Annotated in this window: 10 protein-coding genes; 7 read left to right on the forward strand and 3 right to left on the reverse strand. The window is 66.0% G+C overall.

The features are described from left to right. Positions 1 to 581 precede the first annotated feature (581 nt). From ACQP2E_RS37765 to ACQP2E_RS37775, 3 genes are read right to left on the reverse strand one after another with little or no spacing between them, the layout of a single operon-like run. Positions 582 to 1,571: an ImmA/IrrE family metallo-endopeptidase gene (locus tag ACQP2E_RS37765; protein WP_433827714.1), complete on the reverse strand. Its 990-nt coding sequence runs from the start codon at positions 1,569 to 1,571 to the stop codon at positions 582 to 584. Between the two features lie 14 nt (positions 1,572 to 1,585). Then, complete coding sequence (locus tag ACQP2E_RS37770; RefSeq protein WP_433834290.1) at positions 1,586 to 1,993, reverse strand: hypothetical protein; 408 nt, start codon at positions 1,991 to 1,993, stop codon at positions 1,586 to 1,588. Beyond that, a complete protein-coding gene (locus ACQP2E_RS37775; RefSeq protein WP_433827715.1) occupies positions 1,935 to 2,384 on the reverse strand; it encodes a colicin E3/pyocin S6 family cytotoxin in 450 nt (149 codons plus the stop codon). Before ACQP2E_RS37775 ends, ACQP2E_RS37770 begins: the two co-directional genes overlap by 59 nt. A 256-nt stretch (positions 2,385 to 2,640) precedes the next feature. Here ACQP2E_RS37775 and ACQP2E_RS37780 point away from each other — a divergent pair, with 256 nt between their 5' ends. From ACQP2E_RS37780 to ACQP2E_RS37810, 7 genes are all read left to right on the forward strand, one after another. Continuing rightward, positions 2,641 to 3,273, forward strand: a complete 633-nt coding sequence (locus tag ACQP2E_RS37780; protein ID WP_433827716.1) for a hypothetical protein — start codon at positions 2,641 to 2,643, stop codon at positions 3,271 to 3,273. Positions 3,274 to 3,722: 449 nt separating this feature from the next. Further along, positions 3,723 to 3,851, forward strand: a complete 129-nt coding sequence (locus ACQP2E_RS37785; protein ID WP_433827717.1) for a hypothetical protein — start codon at positions 3,723 to 3,725, stop codon at positions 3,849 to 3,851. 329 nt (positions 3,852 to 4,180) lie between these two features. Continuing rightward, positions 4,181 to 9,331: a DEAD/DEAH box helicase gene (locus ACQP2E_RS37790; protein ID WP_433827718.1), complete on the forward strand. Its 5,151-nt coding sequence runs from the start codon at positions 4,181 to 4,183 to the stop codon at positions 9,329 to 9,331. Next, positions 9,328 to 12,231 (forward strand): helicase-related protein, encoded by a 2,904-nt coding sequence (locus ACQP2E_RS37795; RefSeq protein WP_433827719.1) that lies wholly within the window; start codon positions 9,328 to 9,330, stop codon positions 12,229 to 12,231. Before ACQP2E_RS37790 ends, ACQP2E_RS37795 begins: the two co-directional genes overlap by 4 nt. Then, positions 12,228 to 16,355, forward strand: coding sequence for an Eco57I restriction-modification methylase domain-containing protein (locus ACQP2E_RS37800; RefSeq protein WP_433827720.1), 4,128 nt, complete (start codon positions 12,228 to 12,230; stop codon positions 16,353 to 16,355). The genes ACQP2E_RS37795 and ACQP2E_RS37800 overlap by 4 nt, the downstream gene beginning before the upstream one ends. Beyond that, on the forward strand, positions 16,352 to 18,601 hold the full coding sequence (locus ACQP2E_RS37805; RefSeq protein ID WP_433827721.1) for an McrB family protein: 2,250 nt from the start codon (positions 16,352 to 16,354) through the stop codon (positions 18,599 to 18,601). The genes ACQP2E_RS37800 and ACQP2E_RS37805 overlap by 4 nt, the downstream gene beginning before the upstream one ends. After that, positions 18,598 to 19,782: an McrC family protein gene (locus tag ACQP2E_RS37810; protein ID WP_433827722.1), complete on the forward strand. Its 1,185-nt coding sequence runs from the start codon at positions 18,598 to 18,600 to the stop codon at positions 19,780 to 19,782. Before ACQP2E_RS37805 ends, ACQP2E_RS37810 begins: the two co-directional genes overlap by 4 nt. The last annotated feature ends 6 nt before the right edge of the window (positions 19,783 to 19,788 follow it).

The raw sequence follows: 19,788 nt of genomic DNA on the forward strand, positions 1-19,788 counted from the left end.
GCATTGTCACGGAAAGTGATGACACCCTCGTGACACCCAACGCCCACAAAGGCCGGACAACAAGAAGGGCCTGACCCGCGTTTCCGCAGTTCAGACCCGACTAAATCCTGTGCGCCCTAAGGGACTCGAACCCCTAACCTTCTGATCCGTAGTCAGGCGCCTAGTGGTCACCATTACACTCTGCTACCCCCGGGCTCAGAGCCGTACCAAAGACGAACTACCAGCTCAGAGCAGCTTTGCGTTTCTGCCGGTCGGGGCCGAGTGCATATTTGACGTGCCTCGCACGCCGATGGCCGCAGGCTCCGCGTGCTGATTCAGTCGCGCCCATGCTGAAACGGTCGCCGACATCCGATCACCACAGGATCACCACGCGACGCCATCACACAGCGTAGACCCCGCTCCAATCAGCGCCGCTCAGGGCAAAGAGCCAACGGCACACTGGAGCGGGACACCGTGTCGCAACACCCCTGACAGCTGGGCGGTCACCGACGGACCAACGTCCTCAACGCTGTCCAGGCCCCTCTACCATGACCCGGCACCGAAGCGTGTGAACGCGTGAAGAACGCATCTAATCCGTATCTTCATTTAGACTCGAGCCGTCGGCGTTTGGTATTTCCAGAGTTAACATCCCTGGCTTTACGGGCGAGCCAAGCACGAAAATCCGGATAAGCCAGTAGGTGCTCATATCCGTCTTGGGCGAACCGATATTCTAACGCTGTGAACATTTCATGCGGCGACCTGCCGGCAGAATCCCGGAGAATTCCCCCAATTTTTCCATTTATTCTTTGCTCTAACTTCTGCGCAGTTTGCGGATCACCGGCAACGTCTTGAAGGACAGTCCTCAAGACTTCTGTATTCGTGCGCTGATCGCCGTCCAACTTCGGCATATCCGCGACCTCATAGAGGCGATACCAGGAAACCCGCCGCCCGTTTAATTCGACAACTCCGAAATCCAGCGCATCACCCCGAAGGTCGGCACGGTTCGTCGCATAGTCCAGGACGTTTGTCCCTGGGGTACAAACCAGTCGATCATTTTCCGGCCCGTGGACGATGAAGACCCACCCCGCAAAGAGGTTACGCCGCAGTCCGAGGACTGTGGCAATGGCACTCAGCCCTGCCGCCTGCGACTCATTCAGGAGTGAATCCATATCCTGGCCATGAGTACGCAAAAGATGTCCGACCCACCGGTCCGGAAGCATAACTCCGCCGGCGAAGATGTCGGCTTGTTCTTCTTGGCCGTACGAAGGGAGTCCAACAACGTCGTAGGCTGGTTGACATGCGTCGGAGCCGACGTGCCAGGGGATCAGGATATGCCCGAGCTCGTGCGCCATGGTGAAGAGTTGGCGACGACGATGCGCTTCTCGTCGAAGAAAAACGCGAGGACGAGAACCGCTTCCGATACCGCTAACCAAGGCATCCACACTGGAGTACGGCCATGAGGTCTCGATTACTTCAGCATATTCTTGAAGCATCCTCCTGATATCCACAGGCGGAACGAGATCTTTCTTTTCGACAAGTCGCGCAGCAAGACGTCGGGCAGCCAAGTCTGGAGCCGTATAACGGCTAGACATCTATCGGCCTATCCTCAATTGTTAGGGGTCATCTGACCTGAATCGACCAGCCATCGAACAACTTTAGCGAGTTCGTCCTGGTCGCTCGAAGATCGAGCCGCGAGAGCAAGCTCTGATTTTCCGGCCAGAAGCGCACTCACATCAATCCCACGCCGGTGCGCGGTAATGATGAAGCGCAAAGAACGAGGCTGCTCAACCCACAAGGAATACTCGGCCTTGTTCATCCCCAGGTAGTCACGCAACGGCACGGCACTTCCGTTGGGCGCCCCGTCATGGTCATGCCAAGCATCTACCCAGTCGTCAATTTCATCTTCGAACGCTTCCCCCGAAAGGCAGGCCGTCACGAAGTCACGGCGTGGCGCGTTAGACATCGATCCTCCTTCCAGGTACTGCATCACCAATAGTTCGCCCAGTTTGTGCATCCAGAACACCTACGTGGCGACCTCGCTTGCTGTACGCCTCGACATGCCCGTGGAGCCGATCATATTCGTAAATACGGCTGCCATCTTCGTTACGCCATCTCGCGTTTCCAGACCAGGCCACCTTTACGCAGGTATCCAAAAAGTCCGGCCGCTGTCGCGCGACGTACGTCACACCATCTCCGACTTCGCAGCCCTGTCCAGTTGGTTGCTCCGCTCTCCCACGAGTGTCGCACAGTCGTCCCTTTAAGCAGAAGCTGAAGCGCCTGCGGCCAGCAATTTTAGTCGAATTTAGTGTATTTTGTCGTCCTGAGCATAGTCTCGGAAGGCGGATGAGGGCGTTTGGCTGACGTTGGTAGCAACGGGACCTGGTGCCTCTTGGGCTGATTATCATGCTGAGCCTCTTCCTCCTGCATAGCGGTTGGCTTCGACGTGGTGCAGAACGATGGCCGACTCCCTCCCACGTACGCGGGGTGCCAAATTTCGATGAGCCTGACGCGAGGCACTCCACGCTCGAATCCGGCGTCGATCGATCTCAGTTGACCGTTGGACCCGGGGGTTCCGGCATGGCGAACGACGATGGACCGCAACCGCACCGAGAGGGCCGGCCGGTGGCCTGGGATGGGTACTGCGGCGAGCCGGTCGCCTGATTGACGGTCGGCGAACCCGTCCTCGGCACCTTGTACGGCGGCTCGGGCCCGATCGCTTACACCCACCTCCTGACCGTTGAGGAAGCCGTCGAGGTTTACGGGCCGGTCAGCGAATGGGTTGTCGGCCCGCAAGGCGGCTTCCGCCGGGTGTGTTTCGGCGAGACGGTGTTCTCCAGCGCCGAACTCGGTCGCGGCTTCAACACGCGGACGCTGCCGCAAGGCATCGTGACCGTTGAGGATCCGGACCTGGACTGGCCGTGCCTGCAGTGCGGTGCCGCACCGGATGACCGCTGCAGTGGAGCGTCCAAGCGTCGGGTCCGTCGCGCCCGCGGCGAGGAGTACCAGCGTCTTCAGAACGAGATGAGCCAGCTCCGGGAGACCATCGCGAAGCTGCGCAAGCAGAACGAACTGCTCGACGAACAGGTCCACGCCTTTCGGCGCGAGCAACGCAAACGAGTGCCGATCTGTAGCAGGCCCACCCGGGCGGGGCAACCGTGCCAGGCCGACGCGATCAACTATCCGACGCCGATCGAGTCGTGCCGTATCCATCTCACGCCCGAGGAGAAGACCATGCTCGCCGCCGCCGAGGCTGAACCGCGGGCCGAGTTCACAATCCGCCCTACCGGGGACTGAGCCAGCCGGCTGGACCCAGGCGGCCGGACGGCACTGCGAAGCTAGCGGCCTTCCCGGCACAGCGGTGGATCGAGAATCGCCGTTCGCCTTCAGGGGTTCGCCAGCGACGGCTTGTCGAGGTGTGGTGTGGGTGCGCTGAGAGGGAGCGGCCGTGGCAGATGACTGCCTACCAGTGGCGGCGCCGGTAGACCTCGACTTCGCGTACGGGTATCTCGCAGACGCACGGTAGATCGCCGGTACGACACTTCGGGCGCGCACGGTGGGCTGCCAGCCGGTCGCCGGCCACCGCGGAGGGCGGGAACCTGCAGTATTAGCACTCGATGTGCCAACAAAGACGATCAGGTTCCGGCCGTAACGCCGCAACCGCCGCGGATGGCAGGATGCTCCCTGGAGAGTGGCAAGCATCTATTTGTGATCGTGATGTGTGAACCCTCGGAGGATCGCTGCCGATGCCGTTCGTGAAGGCCCACACCCGCAAAGACGGAACAAAGGTCAAGAGCCACTACCGGCTCAACTCCATCTGGAACTTCTGGTTCGGCTTCCTGCTCCTGCTGTTGTTCTTCGCCGTCATACGCTGACACGTCAGCTTCGACCGCCCTCCACGACGAGATCGGCGGCGGCCCAATTGGGTGCGGCCTTTCGACGCCGGTGGCTGCCGAGAAGGCAACAGACCACTGGCACTACCGAGTCCGGCCACACCGCAGCTGGGAAGAGTGGGCATTCGCGGGCTCGTTCGGCCTGAACCAGGCCTCAATCACAGAACGCCCCGACGCTAACTCAGCTCAGCCGTACGGCTGAGGTAGCGATAGACGAATCGCGTGCTTACCCTTGGCGACGCTTTGCCGCTGCCGTGGTGTGATGTCTGATCCAATGAGTTGTGGGCATCGAAGCGGGCGGAAGGCAAGTCTTGGACGCGTTCGAGGTTCATCGTCGGCTGATCGAGGATTACCGCACCTTCAGCGAGGGCTTCGTAGACATCCACGACGGGCGGATCCGGGCTCGCGTGGAAGAAGAGAGCGCGCGGGGTGCGCAGTGGCCCGCGCCGTGGTCGTCGTTGAATCCGTCTTTCGAGTCCGGAGGCCGTGTTGACGACCTCGTTCGTGAGGGCTTGCTGCACCAGGAGTGCGCACGGATCTTCCGGGTGAAAAAGGCCCCGGACGACACGGGTCTTGCGCCGATCACCTTGCATCGGCATCAGAGTGACGCGGTGCGCGTAGCCAGTACTGGGTCGTCATATGTGCTGACCACCGGCACTGGATCAGGTAAGTCGCTGGCGTACATGTTGCCGATCGTGGATCGGGTCCTGCGGGAGGGATCCGGGCAGGGCGTCCGGGCGATCGTGGTGTACCCGATGAACGCGCTGGCGAACAGTCAGCGGGAGGAGATGCGCAAGTTCCTGGAGTTCGGGTACGACGCCCGGCCGCCGGTCACGTTCGCCAGGTACACCGGCCAAGAGACCGAGGATGAGCGTAGAGCGATCCTGCGGAACCCACCGGACATCCTGCTCACGAACTACGTGATGCTGGAACTCGTGCTGACCCGGCCGGATGAACGGCGCCCGCTGGTCGAGGCGGCACACGGCCTGCGGTTTCTGGTACTGGACGAGTTGCACACCTATCGGGGCCGGCAGGGCGCGGACGTGGCGATGCTGGTCCGCCGGGTACGTGATGCGTGCGGTGCAGGGCAGTCATTGCAGTGCGTGGGGACGTCGGCGACGATGGCCAACGCGGACACGGTTGCCCAGCAGCAGGTCGAGGTGGCCGACGTGGCATCCCGGATCTTCGGAACGCCGGTCATCCCGGATCATGTGATCACTGAGACGTTGGTGAGGGCGACCACCACCCGCAACGCGTCGCCGGAGGCACTGGCGGCAGCGGTTGCCACTCGCGGCGATGCCGAGTCCGACGATCCGGTGTTACACGCCGGGTACGAGCGGCTCGGTTCGGATCCCCTGGCGTCGTGGATCGAGGACAACTTCGGGGTACGGCCTGAGCCGGAGAGCGGTCGTCTGGTACGGCAGACGCCGATGAAGGTGAACGATGCGGCGACGGAGCTTGCCGGACTCACCGACCGTCCGGATTCCGAGTGCGCCACCGCTATCCGGGCGACGCTCCTGGCGGGGTCGCGGGCGCGGGACGAGGACACTGGCCGGCCGTTGTTCGCTTTCCGGTTGCATCAGTTCCTGTCCAAGGGCGGCACGGTGTACTCCACCCTGGAGTCTGTCGCGTCCAGGGAGATCGAGACGACGTTCCAGGTCGTGTTGCCCGGCAGTCCGGAGCGGCGGTTGTATCCGTTGGCGTTCTGCCGTGAGTGCGGCCAGGAGTATCTGATTGTCCGGCGGCAGAGTCAGTTGAAGACGGCGGTGTTCAGGGCCCGGCACGGCTTGCGGATCACCGACCGCGATGACGGCTATCTGTTCGTGTCGGCGGATCGGGAGTGGCCGGCCGATCCGGTGGCGGCGGGCCGTCTGCCGGCGTCGTGGCTGGGGGCTGATGGCACCGGGCACGAGATCGTGCCGGCGAGGCGGCGTGACATGCCGATCCGGTATCGGGCGGCAGCCGACGGCACCGCTGAGCTGGCGGATGCCGCCGGTGAGGCCGACGGGGTGATCGCGGCGTGGATGCCGGGTGCGTTCCGGTTCTGCCTGCGCTGTGGGGTGTCGTACGAGCAGGTCCGCAGCAACGAGTTCGGCAAGCTCGTCACCCTTGATCGGGAGGGCCGCAGCAGCGCGATGACGGTGGTGGCCGCCAGCGTCGTGCGGGCGCTGCGGGGGCAGCCGGAAGCCGCGCTGGGTATGGACGCCCGCAAGCTGCTGACGTTCGTCGACAACCGCCAGGATGCCAGCTTGCAGGCGGGGCACTTCAACGATTTCGCGCTGGTGGTGCAGTTGCGTGCGGCGCTGTATCGGGCTGCGGCAGCCAGCGAAGACGGTCTGGACCCGCTCGACATCGGCGTCGAGGTAACCCGGCGGCTGGGGTTGCACCCGTCTGACTTCGCGTTGGCGCCGAAGTCGCTGGATCTGCGTACTGCGCAACGCGCCCTGCGCGCGGTGGTCGAGTTCCGGGTGCTGCGCGACATCCAGCGCGGCTGGCGGGTTACGTTGCCTAACCTGGAGCAGTCGGGTCTGCTCGTGATCGATTACCCGTTGCTGGCGCCGCTGTCCGAGATTGACGAGGAGTGGGACGGCACGCACAAGCTGCTGGTCGAGGCAGAGCCGGGCCAGCGGTACGAGGTCATGCGGGTGCTGCTTGACGAGATGCGGCGGGTGCTGGCCGTTGATGCGGAGGCACTGACGCCGGAGTTCGTGGACCGGCTGCGCAGGTTGAGCCGCGAGCACCTGACCGGGCTGTGGACCGTGCCTGAGACCGAACCGGATCCGGTGATCGGGCTGGCCATCCCAGGCAGGGGCGGGCAGTACCGGCCCCGCCATTCCCTGTTCCTGTCGGGGCTGGGCAGCTTTGGCCGGTGGCTGAGGCATAAGGACAGGTTCGGGCAGCAGTTGTCGCCGGCGGTGGCCGATGACGTCATCGCGGCCCTGATGAAGCTGCTGGAGAAGCACGGGGTGCTAACGAAGATCGTCGAACGGGGTGAGACGGCGTACCGGATGAAGTCGTCGGCGATGCTGTTGCGGGCCGGTGACGGCACGGCGGGCGCTCCGGACCCTGTTCGGCGCCGGTTCGAGGCCGATCAACGCCCGAGGGTGGTGCCGTTCTTCCGCGACCTCTACCTAGATGTGGGTTCACAGCTCGCTGGGCTACGGGCGGCCGAGCACACCGCGCAGGTGCGTCAGGAGGTTCGGGAGGAACGGGAGCAGCAGTTCCGGGAAGGGACAGCGCTGCCGCTGCTGTTCTGCTCGCCGACGATGGAACTCGGTGTCGACATCTCGTCGCTGAACGCGGTCGGGATGCGCAACGTGCCGCCCACGCCCGCCAATTATGCGCAGCGCAGCGGCCGGGCGGGGCGGTCGGGGCAGCCAGCGCTGGTCGTCACATACTGTGCCAGCGGCAACAGCCACGACTCGTACTATTTCGAGCGTTCCCATCTGATGGTGTCCGGGCAAGTCCAAGCGCCCCGACTGGACCTGGCAAACGAGGACCTGATCCGCTCCCACGTGCACGCTGTGTGGATGGCCGAGACCGGCGTGCGGTTGGACCGGTCGATGGCTGAGGTACTGGCACTGGACCTGCCGCGACAGCCGGTCCGCCCGGAACTGGCTGCGAAGCTGCGGCTGCCGGAGGTTGCGACGGCGGCCCGGCATTCCGCGCAGGAGTTGCTGCGTCCGCTCCACCCGGCGCTCGAGGAGTCTGCCTGGTGGTCGGCGGACTGGGTCGGTGAGGTGATCGACGCAGCGTTCGACACCTTCGACGCGGCGTGCGGCCGGTGGCGGGATCTTTACACCACGGCCGATGCCGAACGGCAGGCGGCGACGGAGTTGGCCGCCGATGCGACGGTCTCCCGGCAGGTCCGTGAAGACGCCGACCAGCGCTATCGGGAGGCACGTCAGCGTATCGAGCTGCTATTGAATCAATCCGACGACGCCGGGCAGAGCGACTTCTACACCTACCGATACCTCGCGTCGGAGGGATTCCTGCCCGGGTATTCGTTCCCGCGGCTGCCGCTTGCGGCGTACGTGCCCGGTAACCGCGGCCGAGGAAACACCTGGTTGCAACGGCCCCGGTTCCTCGCAGTCTCCGAGTTCGGGCCGGGGGCGCTGATCTATCACGAAGGCGCCCGCTATCAGGTGACCAGGATCAGCCTGCCACGCGGTGGCGACGATCAAGGCAGCGGCGAGGTCGTCCGCACCTCGGCCCGGGTGTGTGACGCGTGCGGCTATCACCATCCCCGCCAGGTCGGTGTCGACGTCTGCGAGAGCTGCGGGCAGCGGCTCGGCACCACGTGGCGGGATCTGTTGCAGATGCAGACGGTGATCACCCGGCGGCGGGAACGGATCAGCGCGGACGAGGAGGAACGCAACCGGATCGGGTTCGAGTTGCGGACCACCTACCGGTTCATGCCGCGCGGCGGGCGGCCAGGACGACTCGTGGCCGAAGTGCTCACCGCCGACATGATGCCGGTGGCGTCGATGGCGTACGGCGACGCCGCCGAGATCCGGGTGACCAACCTCGGCCGCCGCGCCCGCAAGAACAAGGACACCCACGGTTTCTGGCTCGATCTGGTGAAAGGGCGCTGGCTTTCGGAGAAGGAAGGCACCGCCGAGGCCGACCCGTCCGATGAGGAAATGGAAGCCGGCTTCGAGGACGTCAACCGCAAAGCACTTATCACGCCGTACGTGGAGGATCGCCGCAACATCATGGTGCTGCGGTGGGCCGAGCCGGTCAGCGACGAGGAAGCAATCACCTTGCAGTACGCCGTCGAGCGGGGCATCGAGGCGGTATTCCAGTTGGAGGACGTCGAGCTGTCTAGCGAGCTGCTGCCGGACGCCGACGACCGTGGCCGGGTTTTGCTGGTCGAGGCGGCCGAGGGCGGCGCCGGGGTGCTGCGCAGGTTGCAATCGGAACCGGACGCTCTGCGGCGTATCGCCGTCGAGGCCTTGCAGATCATCCACGTCGACCCCGCCACTGGGGCCGAGAAAGGCGATGCTTGTGTACGTGGTTGCTACCGATGCCTGCTGTCGTACGGCAACCAGCTCGTACACGAGCAGATCGACCGTCGGCTCATCGTCTCGGCCCTGCAACGCCTCGCTGAAGCGAGCACCCACCCGGTTGACGAACGCCCGTCCGCCGGACGAGCCGCAGACGTCCCCGAGGCACATGCGGACGAGTCCGGGACGCGCGGCAGACTGCTGCTCCTGCTACGCGAGCACGGTTATGTGATGCCCAGCCAGACCGACGTGGAGATCGAAGGCATCAAGGCCGATTGGGTCTACCCGAACGCCGCCGTGCCCACCGTTGTCCTCGTCGACTATGAGGGACACAGCAGCCGGGACACCGAACCCCTGATCTTCGGAGGCTGGAACGTGATCCACATCAACGCGAACGACGATGTACTCGGCGTCGTACGCGCAAACCCGGGCGTCTTCGGCGAGCCCACCCAATGACCGCCACCTCCCTGCCCGCGCAGCACAGCTTCCCGATCGGCTCGCTAGTCAGCGCCCGCGGCCGGGAGTGGGTGGTGCTGCCCGGCAGCGACACCGACTTTCTGATCCTGAGGCCGCTCGCCGGGGGTGACGCCGACATCGCGGGAGTGTTCGTCGAAGAAGGCATCACGCACGCCACCTTCTCGACACCGGACGCCACCGATCTCGGCGACGACCGCAGCGCCCGCCTGCTTCGCGATGCGCTGCGGATCGGATTCCGGGCCAGCGGTGGCCCGTTCCGCAGCATCGCCTCGCTCGCGGTAGACCCGCGCCCGTACCAGCTCGTGCCGTTGCTGCTCGCGTTGCGGCAGGAGACCACCCGGCTGCTGATCGCCGACGACGTCGGCATCGGAAAAACCGTGGAGGCTGCCCTGGTCGCCGCCGAACTCGTCGCGCAGGGCAGCGCCCGCCGGATGACCGTGCTGTGCCCACCCAGCCTCGCCGAGCAGTGGCAGTCGGAGTTGCAGGCGAAGTTCGGGATCGCGGCCGAGCCGGTGTTGCCCGGCACCGTCCGCCGCCTGGAACGCGGCCTGGAGTACGGGCAGTCAATCTTCGAGCGATATCCCTACACGATCGTTTCCACCGACTACATCAAATCGGACATGCGCCGCGACGACTTCCTGCGAGCCGCACCGGAACTGGTCATCGTGGACGAGGCACACGCCTGCGTCAGCGACGAGACCGGGGCCGGAGGCCGGGGCCGCACCCAGCGGTACCGGCTGCTGAAAGATCTCGCCGCCGACGCTCACCGCCACCTGATTCTGGTAACGGCGACCCCGCATAGCGGCAAGGAAGAAACGTTCCGCAACCTGATCGGGCTACTCGACCCCGCCCTGCGCGACATCGATCTGGCCGGCGAGACCGGCCGGCGCGTTCTGGCGTCCCGCATGGTGCAGCGCCGCCGCGCTGACATCCGCGAATACCTCGGCGCCGACACGAAATTTCCCTCGGACCGGGCCACCGACGAACGCACCTACGAGCTGTCGCCGCAATACCGCACCCTGCTTGACAACGTCCTCGGCTACGTCCAGGGACAGATTACCGACCACAGCGGCAGCCGCGTGCAGCAACGCATCCGATGGTGGTCCGCCCTGTCGCTGCTGCGCGCGCTCGCCTCCTCACCCGCCGCGGCGGCGGCCACCCTCACCACCCGGGCCGCGTCCGCCGGCGCCAGCACGGAACAGGCGGCTGACGCCACCGGTGCCGCCCTGGTGCTCGACCTGATGAACGATGACGCGCTCGACGTCGCCGACGCTATACCCGGAGCAGTCGTCGACGACAGCCCCGGCAGTGCCGGCAGTACCGCGGACCGGCTGAACGACCTGCGCAGCCAGGCCCTGGCCATCGCGCAGGAGCCCGACGCCGAACGGCGTAACAGCCTGGACACCAAACTGGCGCTGGTCACCGTCACCGTGAAACGGCTACTGAAGGACAGTTTCCACCCGATCGTGTTCTGCCGGTTTATCCCGACCGCCCATTACCTCGCTGACCACCTCAAGGAGGCATTCCCGAAAGCCGTCGTCGAGGTGGTCACCGGTGAGCTGCCCCCGGAGGACCGCGCCGCCCGGGTCCGGGACCTCGCCGACCGGGCCGGCACCGCCAACAAGATCCTCGTCGCCACCGACTGCCTCTCCGAGGGTGTCAACCTGCAACACGACTTCCAGGCCGTGGTCCACTACGACCTGGCCTGGAACCCGACCCGCCACGAACAGCGCGAAGGCCGCGTCGACCGGTTCGGCCAGCCTCGCGACATCGTCCGCGCGGTCACGCTCTACGGCGCCGACAACGTCATCGACCGACTCGTCATGGAAGTCCTGATCCGCAAGCACGAGGCGATCCGCCGCGACCTCGGAATCAGCGTCCCTGTCCCGGCCACCAGTGACCAGGTCCTCACCGCACTGCTGGACGGGGTCATGAAACGCGGCGCCACCTACGTCCAGGAGACCCTCGAATTCGACGTGCCCGAAACCCGGCAACTCGAATTCGACTGGCAGAGCAGCGCCGAGGCAGAACGCCGCAGTCGCAGCCGCTACGCCCACCACACCATCCGCCCCGACGAAGTACGCCGCGAGGTCGAGGCCATGCGGGCCGCCCTCGGCAGCCCCGACGACGTAGCCGGGTTCGTCGCCACCGCCCTACAGGAGTGCGGCGGCATCCTCACCCGCGAGCCGTACGGATTCACTGTCGAACCCACCGGCCTGACCGTCGGCCTGCGCGACGCCCTCGGCCAACCCGCCAAGGCGATGCCGTTCCACCGGGACCTTCCCGCCCCTCGGGGCGCTGCCGTCCTGGCTCGCACCGACAGCACTTCGGCCGGCATCGCCCGCTACGTCCTCGACGCCGCGCTCGATTCCGCTCTGCCGGCCGACGCGCGGCCTGCCCGGCGGTGTGGGGTGATCGTCACCGATGCCGTCACCATCCCGACTGTGCTGCTACTGACCCGCGTACGCGCCAACCTCACCCTTCCTGGCCGCTACGGTCCGCACACCCAGGTCGCCGAGGAAGCCCGCCCACTCGCCTTCACCGGCACGCCATCGAAACCCCACTGGCTCACTCCTCAGGCCGTCGAAACCCTGCTCGCCGCCCGCCCCGACCACAACCTCAGCCCCGACATCGCCCGCAACATCATGACCGGAATCCTCTCCGCCCTGCCCGCCATCACGGGCCACCTCGACCAGATCGCCCACGACCTCGCCGATTCTCTACGAGACGCACACGTCCGGGTCCGCACCGCCGCCCGAGGCGACCGCGCCGGAGCGCTCGGTATCCGGGGCCTCGCCGTCGAACCCCAACTGCCGGTCGACATCCTCGGCGTCTACCTCTACCGACCGGCACCCACGAAGACGGGAGCAACCGCGTGAGCAGTCCCGGACTCCAGGCCATCCATACCGTCGGCGGTGTCGTCCCACCGGGCCTACTCGCCCGCATCCAAGCCGGAGAACTCAAGAATCCGGCCGGCCTCACCCCGGCCTCCTACCACCTCATCGGACGAGAGACCGTCCGCGACGCCGCCAGCCGCGCCTGGTCCTACCTGCGCAGCGCCTGGACCGCCTGGCGCGAACACACCGCCACCCAGGCACCCGGAGCCCACGGCACGACCGCCGCCCAGCAACGATGGCTGCTCGTTCTGCTCCGCGAACTCGGCTACGGCCAGGTCCCCGCCCTCCCCAGCGGCTACACCATCGACGACCGCAACTACCCGGTCAGTCACGCCTGGCAACACGTGCCCATTCACCTGCTCGGCCCCACCGCCGACCTCAACCACCGCAACCCCGACCTGCCCGGCGCAGCCCGCGCCCCACAGGCCATGCTGCAAGAGCTACTCAACCGCAGCGACGACCACCTGTGGGGCGTCCTGTCCAACGGGCTACGCCTGCGACTGCTGCGCGACTCCACCGCCCTCGCCGGATCCGCCTACCTCGAATTCGACCTAGAAACCATTTTCGACGGCGAGCTGTACCCGGAATTCCTGCTGCTCTGGCAGCTCTGCCACGTCTCCCGCCTCGAGCAACGCCCCGACGACACCGGTACCACCACACCGGCAGGCTGCTGGCTCGAAATCTGGCGCGGCGAAGCCGCCGACGCCGGCACCCGGCTACTCGAACGGCTCCGCGATGGCGTCGCCGACGCCATCGCCGCACTCGGCACCGGCTTCATCCGCCACCCCGCCAACCAGCCGCTGACCACCGCCCTCCGCGACGGAAACCTCAGCACCGCCCAATACCACCGCGCGCTGCTACGCCTCGTCTACCGGCTGCTGTTCTGCTTCGTCGCCGAAGACCGAAACGCCCTCCTGCACCCCGACGCCGCCACCCAAGCCCGCGACCGATACCAGCAATACTTCTCCACCGCCCGCCTGCGCCGGCTGTCCCGCAGCCGCGCCGGCAGCCCTCATCTCGACCTCTGGCACGCCCAGCGCCTCGTGCTTCGGGCCCTCGGCGGCGATGGGCACCCCGGCCTCGGACTACCCGCCCTCGCCGGCCTGTTCGACCCCGACCCGCACCTGCCCACCCTCAACGGCCTGGCCGTCGACCCGCTGCTCAGCTGCGAACTCACCAACGAAGATCTGCTCACTGCCATCCGCAAACTCGCTTGGGTTGCGCTGCCCGGACAACGAATCCAACCCGTCGACTATCGCAACCTCGGCGCCGAGGAACTCGGCAGCGTCTACGAATCGCTGCTCGAACTCGTCCCTCGCCTCGACCTCACCGACCGCGCGTTCCGACTCGTCACCATTTCCGGCAACGACCGCAAGACCACCGGCTCCTACTACACTCCGCCCAGCCTCGTCTCCGCCCTGCTCGACACTGCCCTCGACCCGCTGCTCGACGAGGCCGTCACCGGCGCAGCCAATCCCGCCGACGCGGAAACCCGGCTGCTCGCCCTGACCGTCTGCGATCCCGCCTGCGGCTCCGGACACTTCCTCGTCGCCGCAGCTCGCCGCATCGCCCGCAGGCTCGCCCAGGTCCGCTCCGGCGACGACGAACCCACGCCCGCCCAGGTCCAGCACGCGCTACGCGAAGTCGCCGGCAAATGCATCTACGGCGTCGACCTCAACGACCTCGCGGCCGAACTCGCCAAAGTCTCGCTCTGGATGGAAGCCCTCGAACCAGGCAAGCCTCTTGGCTTCCTTGACGCCCGCATCCGCATCGGCAACTCCCTGCTCGGCGCCACCCCGGCTCTCCTGCACGGAGATGTTCCCGACGGCGCTTTCAAAGAGCTCGAAGGCGACGACAAGGCGACCGCCGCCGCCGTCCGCAAGAACAACAAGGCGCAAGCCACCGTCACAGTCTCCATCCAGCCCGGCACCGCACGCGGCTACGCTCAGGACGCCTTCGTCTTCAGCAACGGGCCGGACGTCTCGAACGCCGAACTCGCCGCGCAACGAGCCGCGCTGCTCGACCTGCCCGATGACGTCAACGCGATCCGCGCCCAAGCCGCCCGCTGGGAGAAGCACGAACAGTCAGACGCCTACCAGGCCAAACACCGCCACGCCGACGCCTGGTGCGCCGCATTCGTCTGGCCGATGCCCGCCCGTGTCCCCGGCACCGACTACCCGGTGCCCGAACCACCCACCAACGCAGTCATGCGCGCTATCGCCGCCAGCCCTCTCGACACGACCAACGACCAATTCACCGGGTACGCCCAGCACCTCGCCGCGCAGTACCGGTTCTTCCACTGGCACCTCGAATTCCCCGAGATCTTCCAGGTCGACCAGACCACCATCGAGACCACTGCGCGGGGCTGGGACGGCGGGTTCTCCTGCATCCTCGGTAACCCGCCCTGGGAACGGATCAAGCTTCAGGAGAAGGAGTTCTTCGCCGCCCGCCACCCCGGCATCGCCGCCGCCGCCACCGCTGCGGCCCGCAAGAAACTCATCGCCGCACTGCGCACCTCCGACAGCACCGCCGACCAGACGCTCCACCAGGAATGGACCGCGGCCCTGCGAACCTCCGACGGGGCCAGCGCCCTAATCCGCGAGTCGGGCCGTTACCCGCTGACCGCCACCGGCGACATCAACACCTACGCGATCTTCGCCGAATCCGCGCGCGCCGTCATGAACCCCCGCGGCCGACTCGGCATCATCGTCCCCACCGGCATCGCCACCGACTCGACCACCCAGCGGTATTTCCGCGACATCATCGAGCAACGCAGCCTCGTCACTCTGTACGACTTCGAAAACGAAGACAAAGTCTTCCCGAGCGTGCACAACCAGTACCGATTCGCGCTGCTCGCACTCTCCGGCAGGCCGTCCGGGCAGGCAACGCTCGCATTCCGGGCGCGGCATGCCGCCCAGATCCCCGAACGCTCATACGTCATGACACCCGACGAGATCATGCTCCTGAACCCGAACACCGGCACCTGTCCTGTCTTCGTATCCCGCCGCGACGCCGAGATCACCATCGACATCTACCGGCGCACCCCCGTGCTCTGGAAGACCGGCGAAGACGAGGACAACCCCTGGGAACTGTCGTTCATGGCGATGCTGCATATGTCCAACGACTCGAAACACTTCATCGACGACGAGAAGGCAGAAGCGGACGGCTGGCAGCGCACAGGAAACCGCTGGCAGCGCGGCCACGAAACCCTGCTACCGCTCTACGAAGCCAAGATGGCTCACCACTACGACCACCGATTCTCTACCTACGACGGCGCCACACAGGAACAGCTAAACAAGGGCACCTTGCCACGACTCGACGACGCCGCACACAACGACTCGTCCCTCGGCGCCCAACCCCGTTACTGGGTACCCGAATCCCTGGTTGAAGAGAAGCTCGCCGGCGACCCCGAGCGAGCAAAACCCGGTTGGCCGTACGACTGGCTTCTCGGCTGGCGCGACATCGCCCGCAGCGTCGACGAACGCACCCTCATCACAACTGTGATTCCTCGCACTGCGGTGAATAACAAGTACTTGCTCGCGCTGTCACGCGTCAATCCTGTCTCTGGGCTTCAAGCCAATATGAGTTCGTTCGTCCTCGACTTCGTTGCCCGGCAGAAGCTCTCCGGCGCCGGCATGGGCTACTTCATCGTCAAGCAGTTGCCGGTGCTGCCCCCAGAGACATACGAACGGGACACCCCATGGTCAGGTCCAGTCAGCCTGACCCAATGGATCACGCCTCGGGTCCTGGAACTGAGCTACACCGCATACGACATGGAAGGCTATGCCGTCGAGCTAGGTGACGACGGGCCGCCGTTCGTGTGGGATCGTGCCCGGCGGACCACGCTGCGGGCGGAGCTTGACGCCGCATACTTCCACCTCTACGCCGTAACCCGTGACGACGTCGACTACATCATGAACACCTTCAAGGTGGTGCGCGAGCGCGACGAGAAGGCGTACGGCGAATACCGCACCAAACGCATGATCCTGGAGATCTTCGACGCCATGCAGGAGGCCACCGTGACCGGCGTTCCGTACGTCACGACCCTTGATCCGCCACCCGGCGCCGGTATCCGCCACCCGGCCCGGAAGGAAACGCTCGGATGAGCGAGCCTGGGCTGATTACGCCGGCGCGGCCGGACGACCTTGTCCGCAAGGTCGGGCGGGAGCTGCTGGAGTTAGGCCTGCTCCAGGGCCGGTCGTTGTTCACCCCGGATCGGCGAGTCTGGAACGCAGAGACCACGGCCGAATTACACTGCCACTACAACGAGCGACCCGACGCGAGCAAGGATCAGTTCCTGGCTAAGCTCCGCCGTCAGCTCGACGGCGCGCCTGACAATGCCATCCAGCTCGCGGCGGAACTACTCACACTGCAAGGGTTACCGCTGCTCAACCTGACCGCCGCGACACTGCACGGACGGGTCGTCGAGGTGCTGAGCTGGATGCGTGAGCCTGTCAGCATCCCGGAGCATGTGCGGGCTGCGTTCGCCCAGGGCACCTGGAACGGCGGCACCGGCGCACACACCATGCTGTGGAAGTGGCTGGTCGACGCGGTCAACTTCCTTGGCAACTGGTGGCAGATGCCGCAACCGCAGCAAACCGATGCGCTTGCCGACCCGTGGACCTGGCAAGACGCCGTCTACCAGCACCGTTTCATGCCATCACTACGCGAGGAACTGCTGTATCTCGCGTTCCCGACACACTTCCTGCCGATCCTGAGCATCGCCGACAAGAAGGCAATCCGAGACACCTTCCTCGGCCAGGGCGAACGGTCCTCCGGTGACCTCAACCGGGACCTGTTCGCCATCACGACCCGGATCGAGCAGGAGACGGGACAGCCGGTCGACTACTACCGACCGCCGTTCGCCGCGCAATGGCGGAAGCAGGCTGATCGGCCGCCCGGGGAACGCCGGGCGTGGCTGGTACGGCCTCGGCAAGGCGGCTCTGACCTGGTGGGCAGATGGCGAGCGGAGTCGTTTGTTTCGCTGGCCGCGACCCACCTGGGCGAGATGACACCCGGCGCGTCCCGCGCCGAGGTCCGGGCCGCGGTGGAAGCCGGTTATCAGCACCTGGACTACGCCCAGCGGATGAGCCTGGCTACCGAGTACCACGCATTCCTATCGCAGATGGCCGCCGATGACATCGTGGTCACTCTGCTCGACGATCACCTGTACGGCGCGATCCTCGACGGCGACGCGGAGTACAGCCCGGACGACAGCGGCGCTCGCCTACGCAGATCCGCGGCATGGCTGACCCACGACCCGATCAGCGTAGAGACGCTGCCCGCACCACTTCCCGCCGAACTGGACCAGCAAGGCACCGTGGTCGACCTGACCGGCGCTCTGGACGTTCTCACCACTCTGATCGGCGCCGACGCCGACAGCGAGACCACGCCGGAACCGGACACGGCCGCGCGTTCGCAGCCGGCACCGCTCACCGTGCCGAAACTGACCGCGGCGACCGAGGCGCTCGCCGCCCGGCTGCACATCGACCGACCCTGGCTACAGGACCTGATCGAGATATGGCAGGACCGATCCCAGATCGTCCTCTATGGCCCCCCAGGCACCGGCAAGACCTACCTCGCGCGAGCACTCGCGGCCCACGTCGCCGACCGCGACGCAGTGCGCCTGGTGCAGTTCCACCCCTCGTACGCGTACGAGGACTTCTTCGAAGGTTTCCGCCCGGTCGAAGGCGCTGACCCCGGCACGGTCAGCTTCGCCAAGACACCCGGCCCGCTACGCGAGATCGCCGCCGAAGCCCGCAACAACCCCGACCAGTCATACGTCCTGATCGTCGACGAGATCAACCGGGCGAACCTGGCCAAAGTCTTCGGTGAGCTGTACTTCCTGCTGGAGTACCGCCACGCCACCGTACGGCTGCAATACTCCCCGTCCGAGGCATTCAACCTTCCGCCCAACGTGTTCATCATCGGCACCATGAACACCGCCGACCGGTCGATCTCCCTGGTGGACGCCGCGATCCGGCGCCGGTTCGCCTTCATCGAGCTCCACCCCGACGAACCCCCGGTCCGCAACGTCCTCAGCAACTGGCTAACCGCCAACGACCGGCACGACGACCAACGCGCCGCGCTGCTCGCCGCCCTCAACGACAGCATCGACGACGAACAGGACCACGACTTCAAAATCGGCCCGTCCTACCTGATGCGGCCCGGCCTCGACACCGACGCCGCCCTCGAACGCGTCTGGCGATACGACTTGATGCCGCTGCTGGAGGAGCATTACTACGGCCGGCTCAACCGCGCCCAGATCCGCAACCGGTTCGGACTGGCCGCCATCCGGGCCCGCATCACACCAATACCCCCACCAGCCGACCCGCCCGAGCCCGCACCATGAGCGAACCGCCCATCGTCCTCGACGAACTCGACAGCAGGGGGACACGGCGGCGTCTCGACGACGGAATCGCCGCCGCGCTCAGCAGCACCGGGCTCGTCGAGGTTCGCCCCGAAGGCGACGACTGGTGGCACCTGCTGCCCACCGGCAAGGTCGGCGCCGTCCGCATCGGTGGCCTCGACGTCCACGTACGACCCAAGACCGGCATCACCCGGCTGCTGTTCCTGCTCGGCTACGCCCTCGACCCGGGATTTCGCCCTGAGGACGTCACCGCCACCGCAGAACCGGACCTGTGGCCGGCCCTGGCCGAATCACTGATCCGGCAGGCCGAACGTGCCCTGGCCCCCGGTGTCCTACAAGGCTACGTCTCCGTCGACGAGGCGCTACCTCTGGTCCGAGGCCGCATCCGGTTCGCCGACCAGTTCACCCGCCGCCCCGGCATGCTCCTGCCCATCGAGGTTCGCTACGACGAATACGCCACGGACATCGCCGAGAACCGGATCCTCCGAACCGCCCTACGCCGGATGGCAACCGTGCCTCGGCTGCCCTCCGGCGCGCTCGCACGAATCAATCACCTCGACGGCCGGCTCGATGGTGTCCACATCCTCCCCGCCGGGACGCCGCTGCCGTCATGGCGACCCAGCCGGCTCAACGAGCGCTACACCGCCGCGCTGCGCCTCGCCCAGATCATCCTGCTATACCAGTCCGCCGAACCCGGCCCTGGCGACCTCACGATCGCGGCTTTCGTGGTCAACATGGCCAAAGTGTTTGAAGACTTCGTTACTACCGCGCTACGCGAAGCCCTCGCCCCGTACCCCGGTCACAGCGCTGGCCAGTACCAGGATCACCTCGACATCGACCGCAGCATCCCGATCAGGCCCGACGTCGTCCACCTCGTCAACCAGCGACCGGTCGCGGTCTTCGACGCCAAGTACAAGCTCGAAGGACCCAGCTCGCGATACCCCAACGCCGATGCTTACCAGATGCTTGCCTATTGCACGGCGCTCGATCTCCCCACCGGCTGGCTCATCTACGCCCAAGGCAAGGCACCGTCACGTCATCGGATCCGCCATACCAGCATCGACGTAGTCCACCACCCGCTGGACCTGACCCGAGAGCCTCGGTCGATCCTCAATGACTTAGCCAAGATTGCTCACACCGGGTTCCACGCTCAGCCCTGCTAAGACATC

The organism is Actinoplanes sp. CA-015351 (genome assembly GCF_050955685.1).
GTDB lineage: Bacteria > Actinomycetota > Actinomycetes > Mycobacteriales > Micromonosporaceae > Actinoplanes.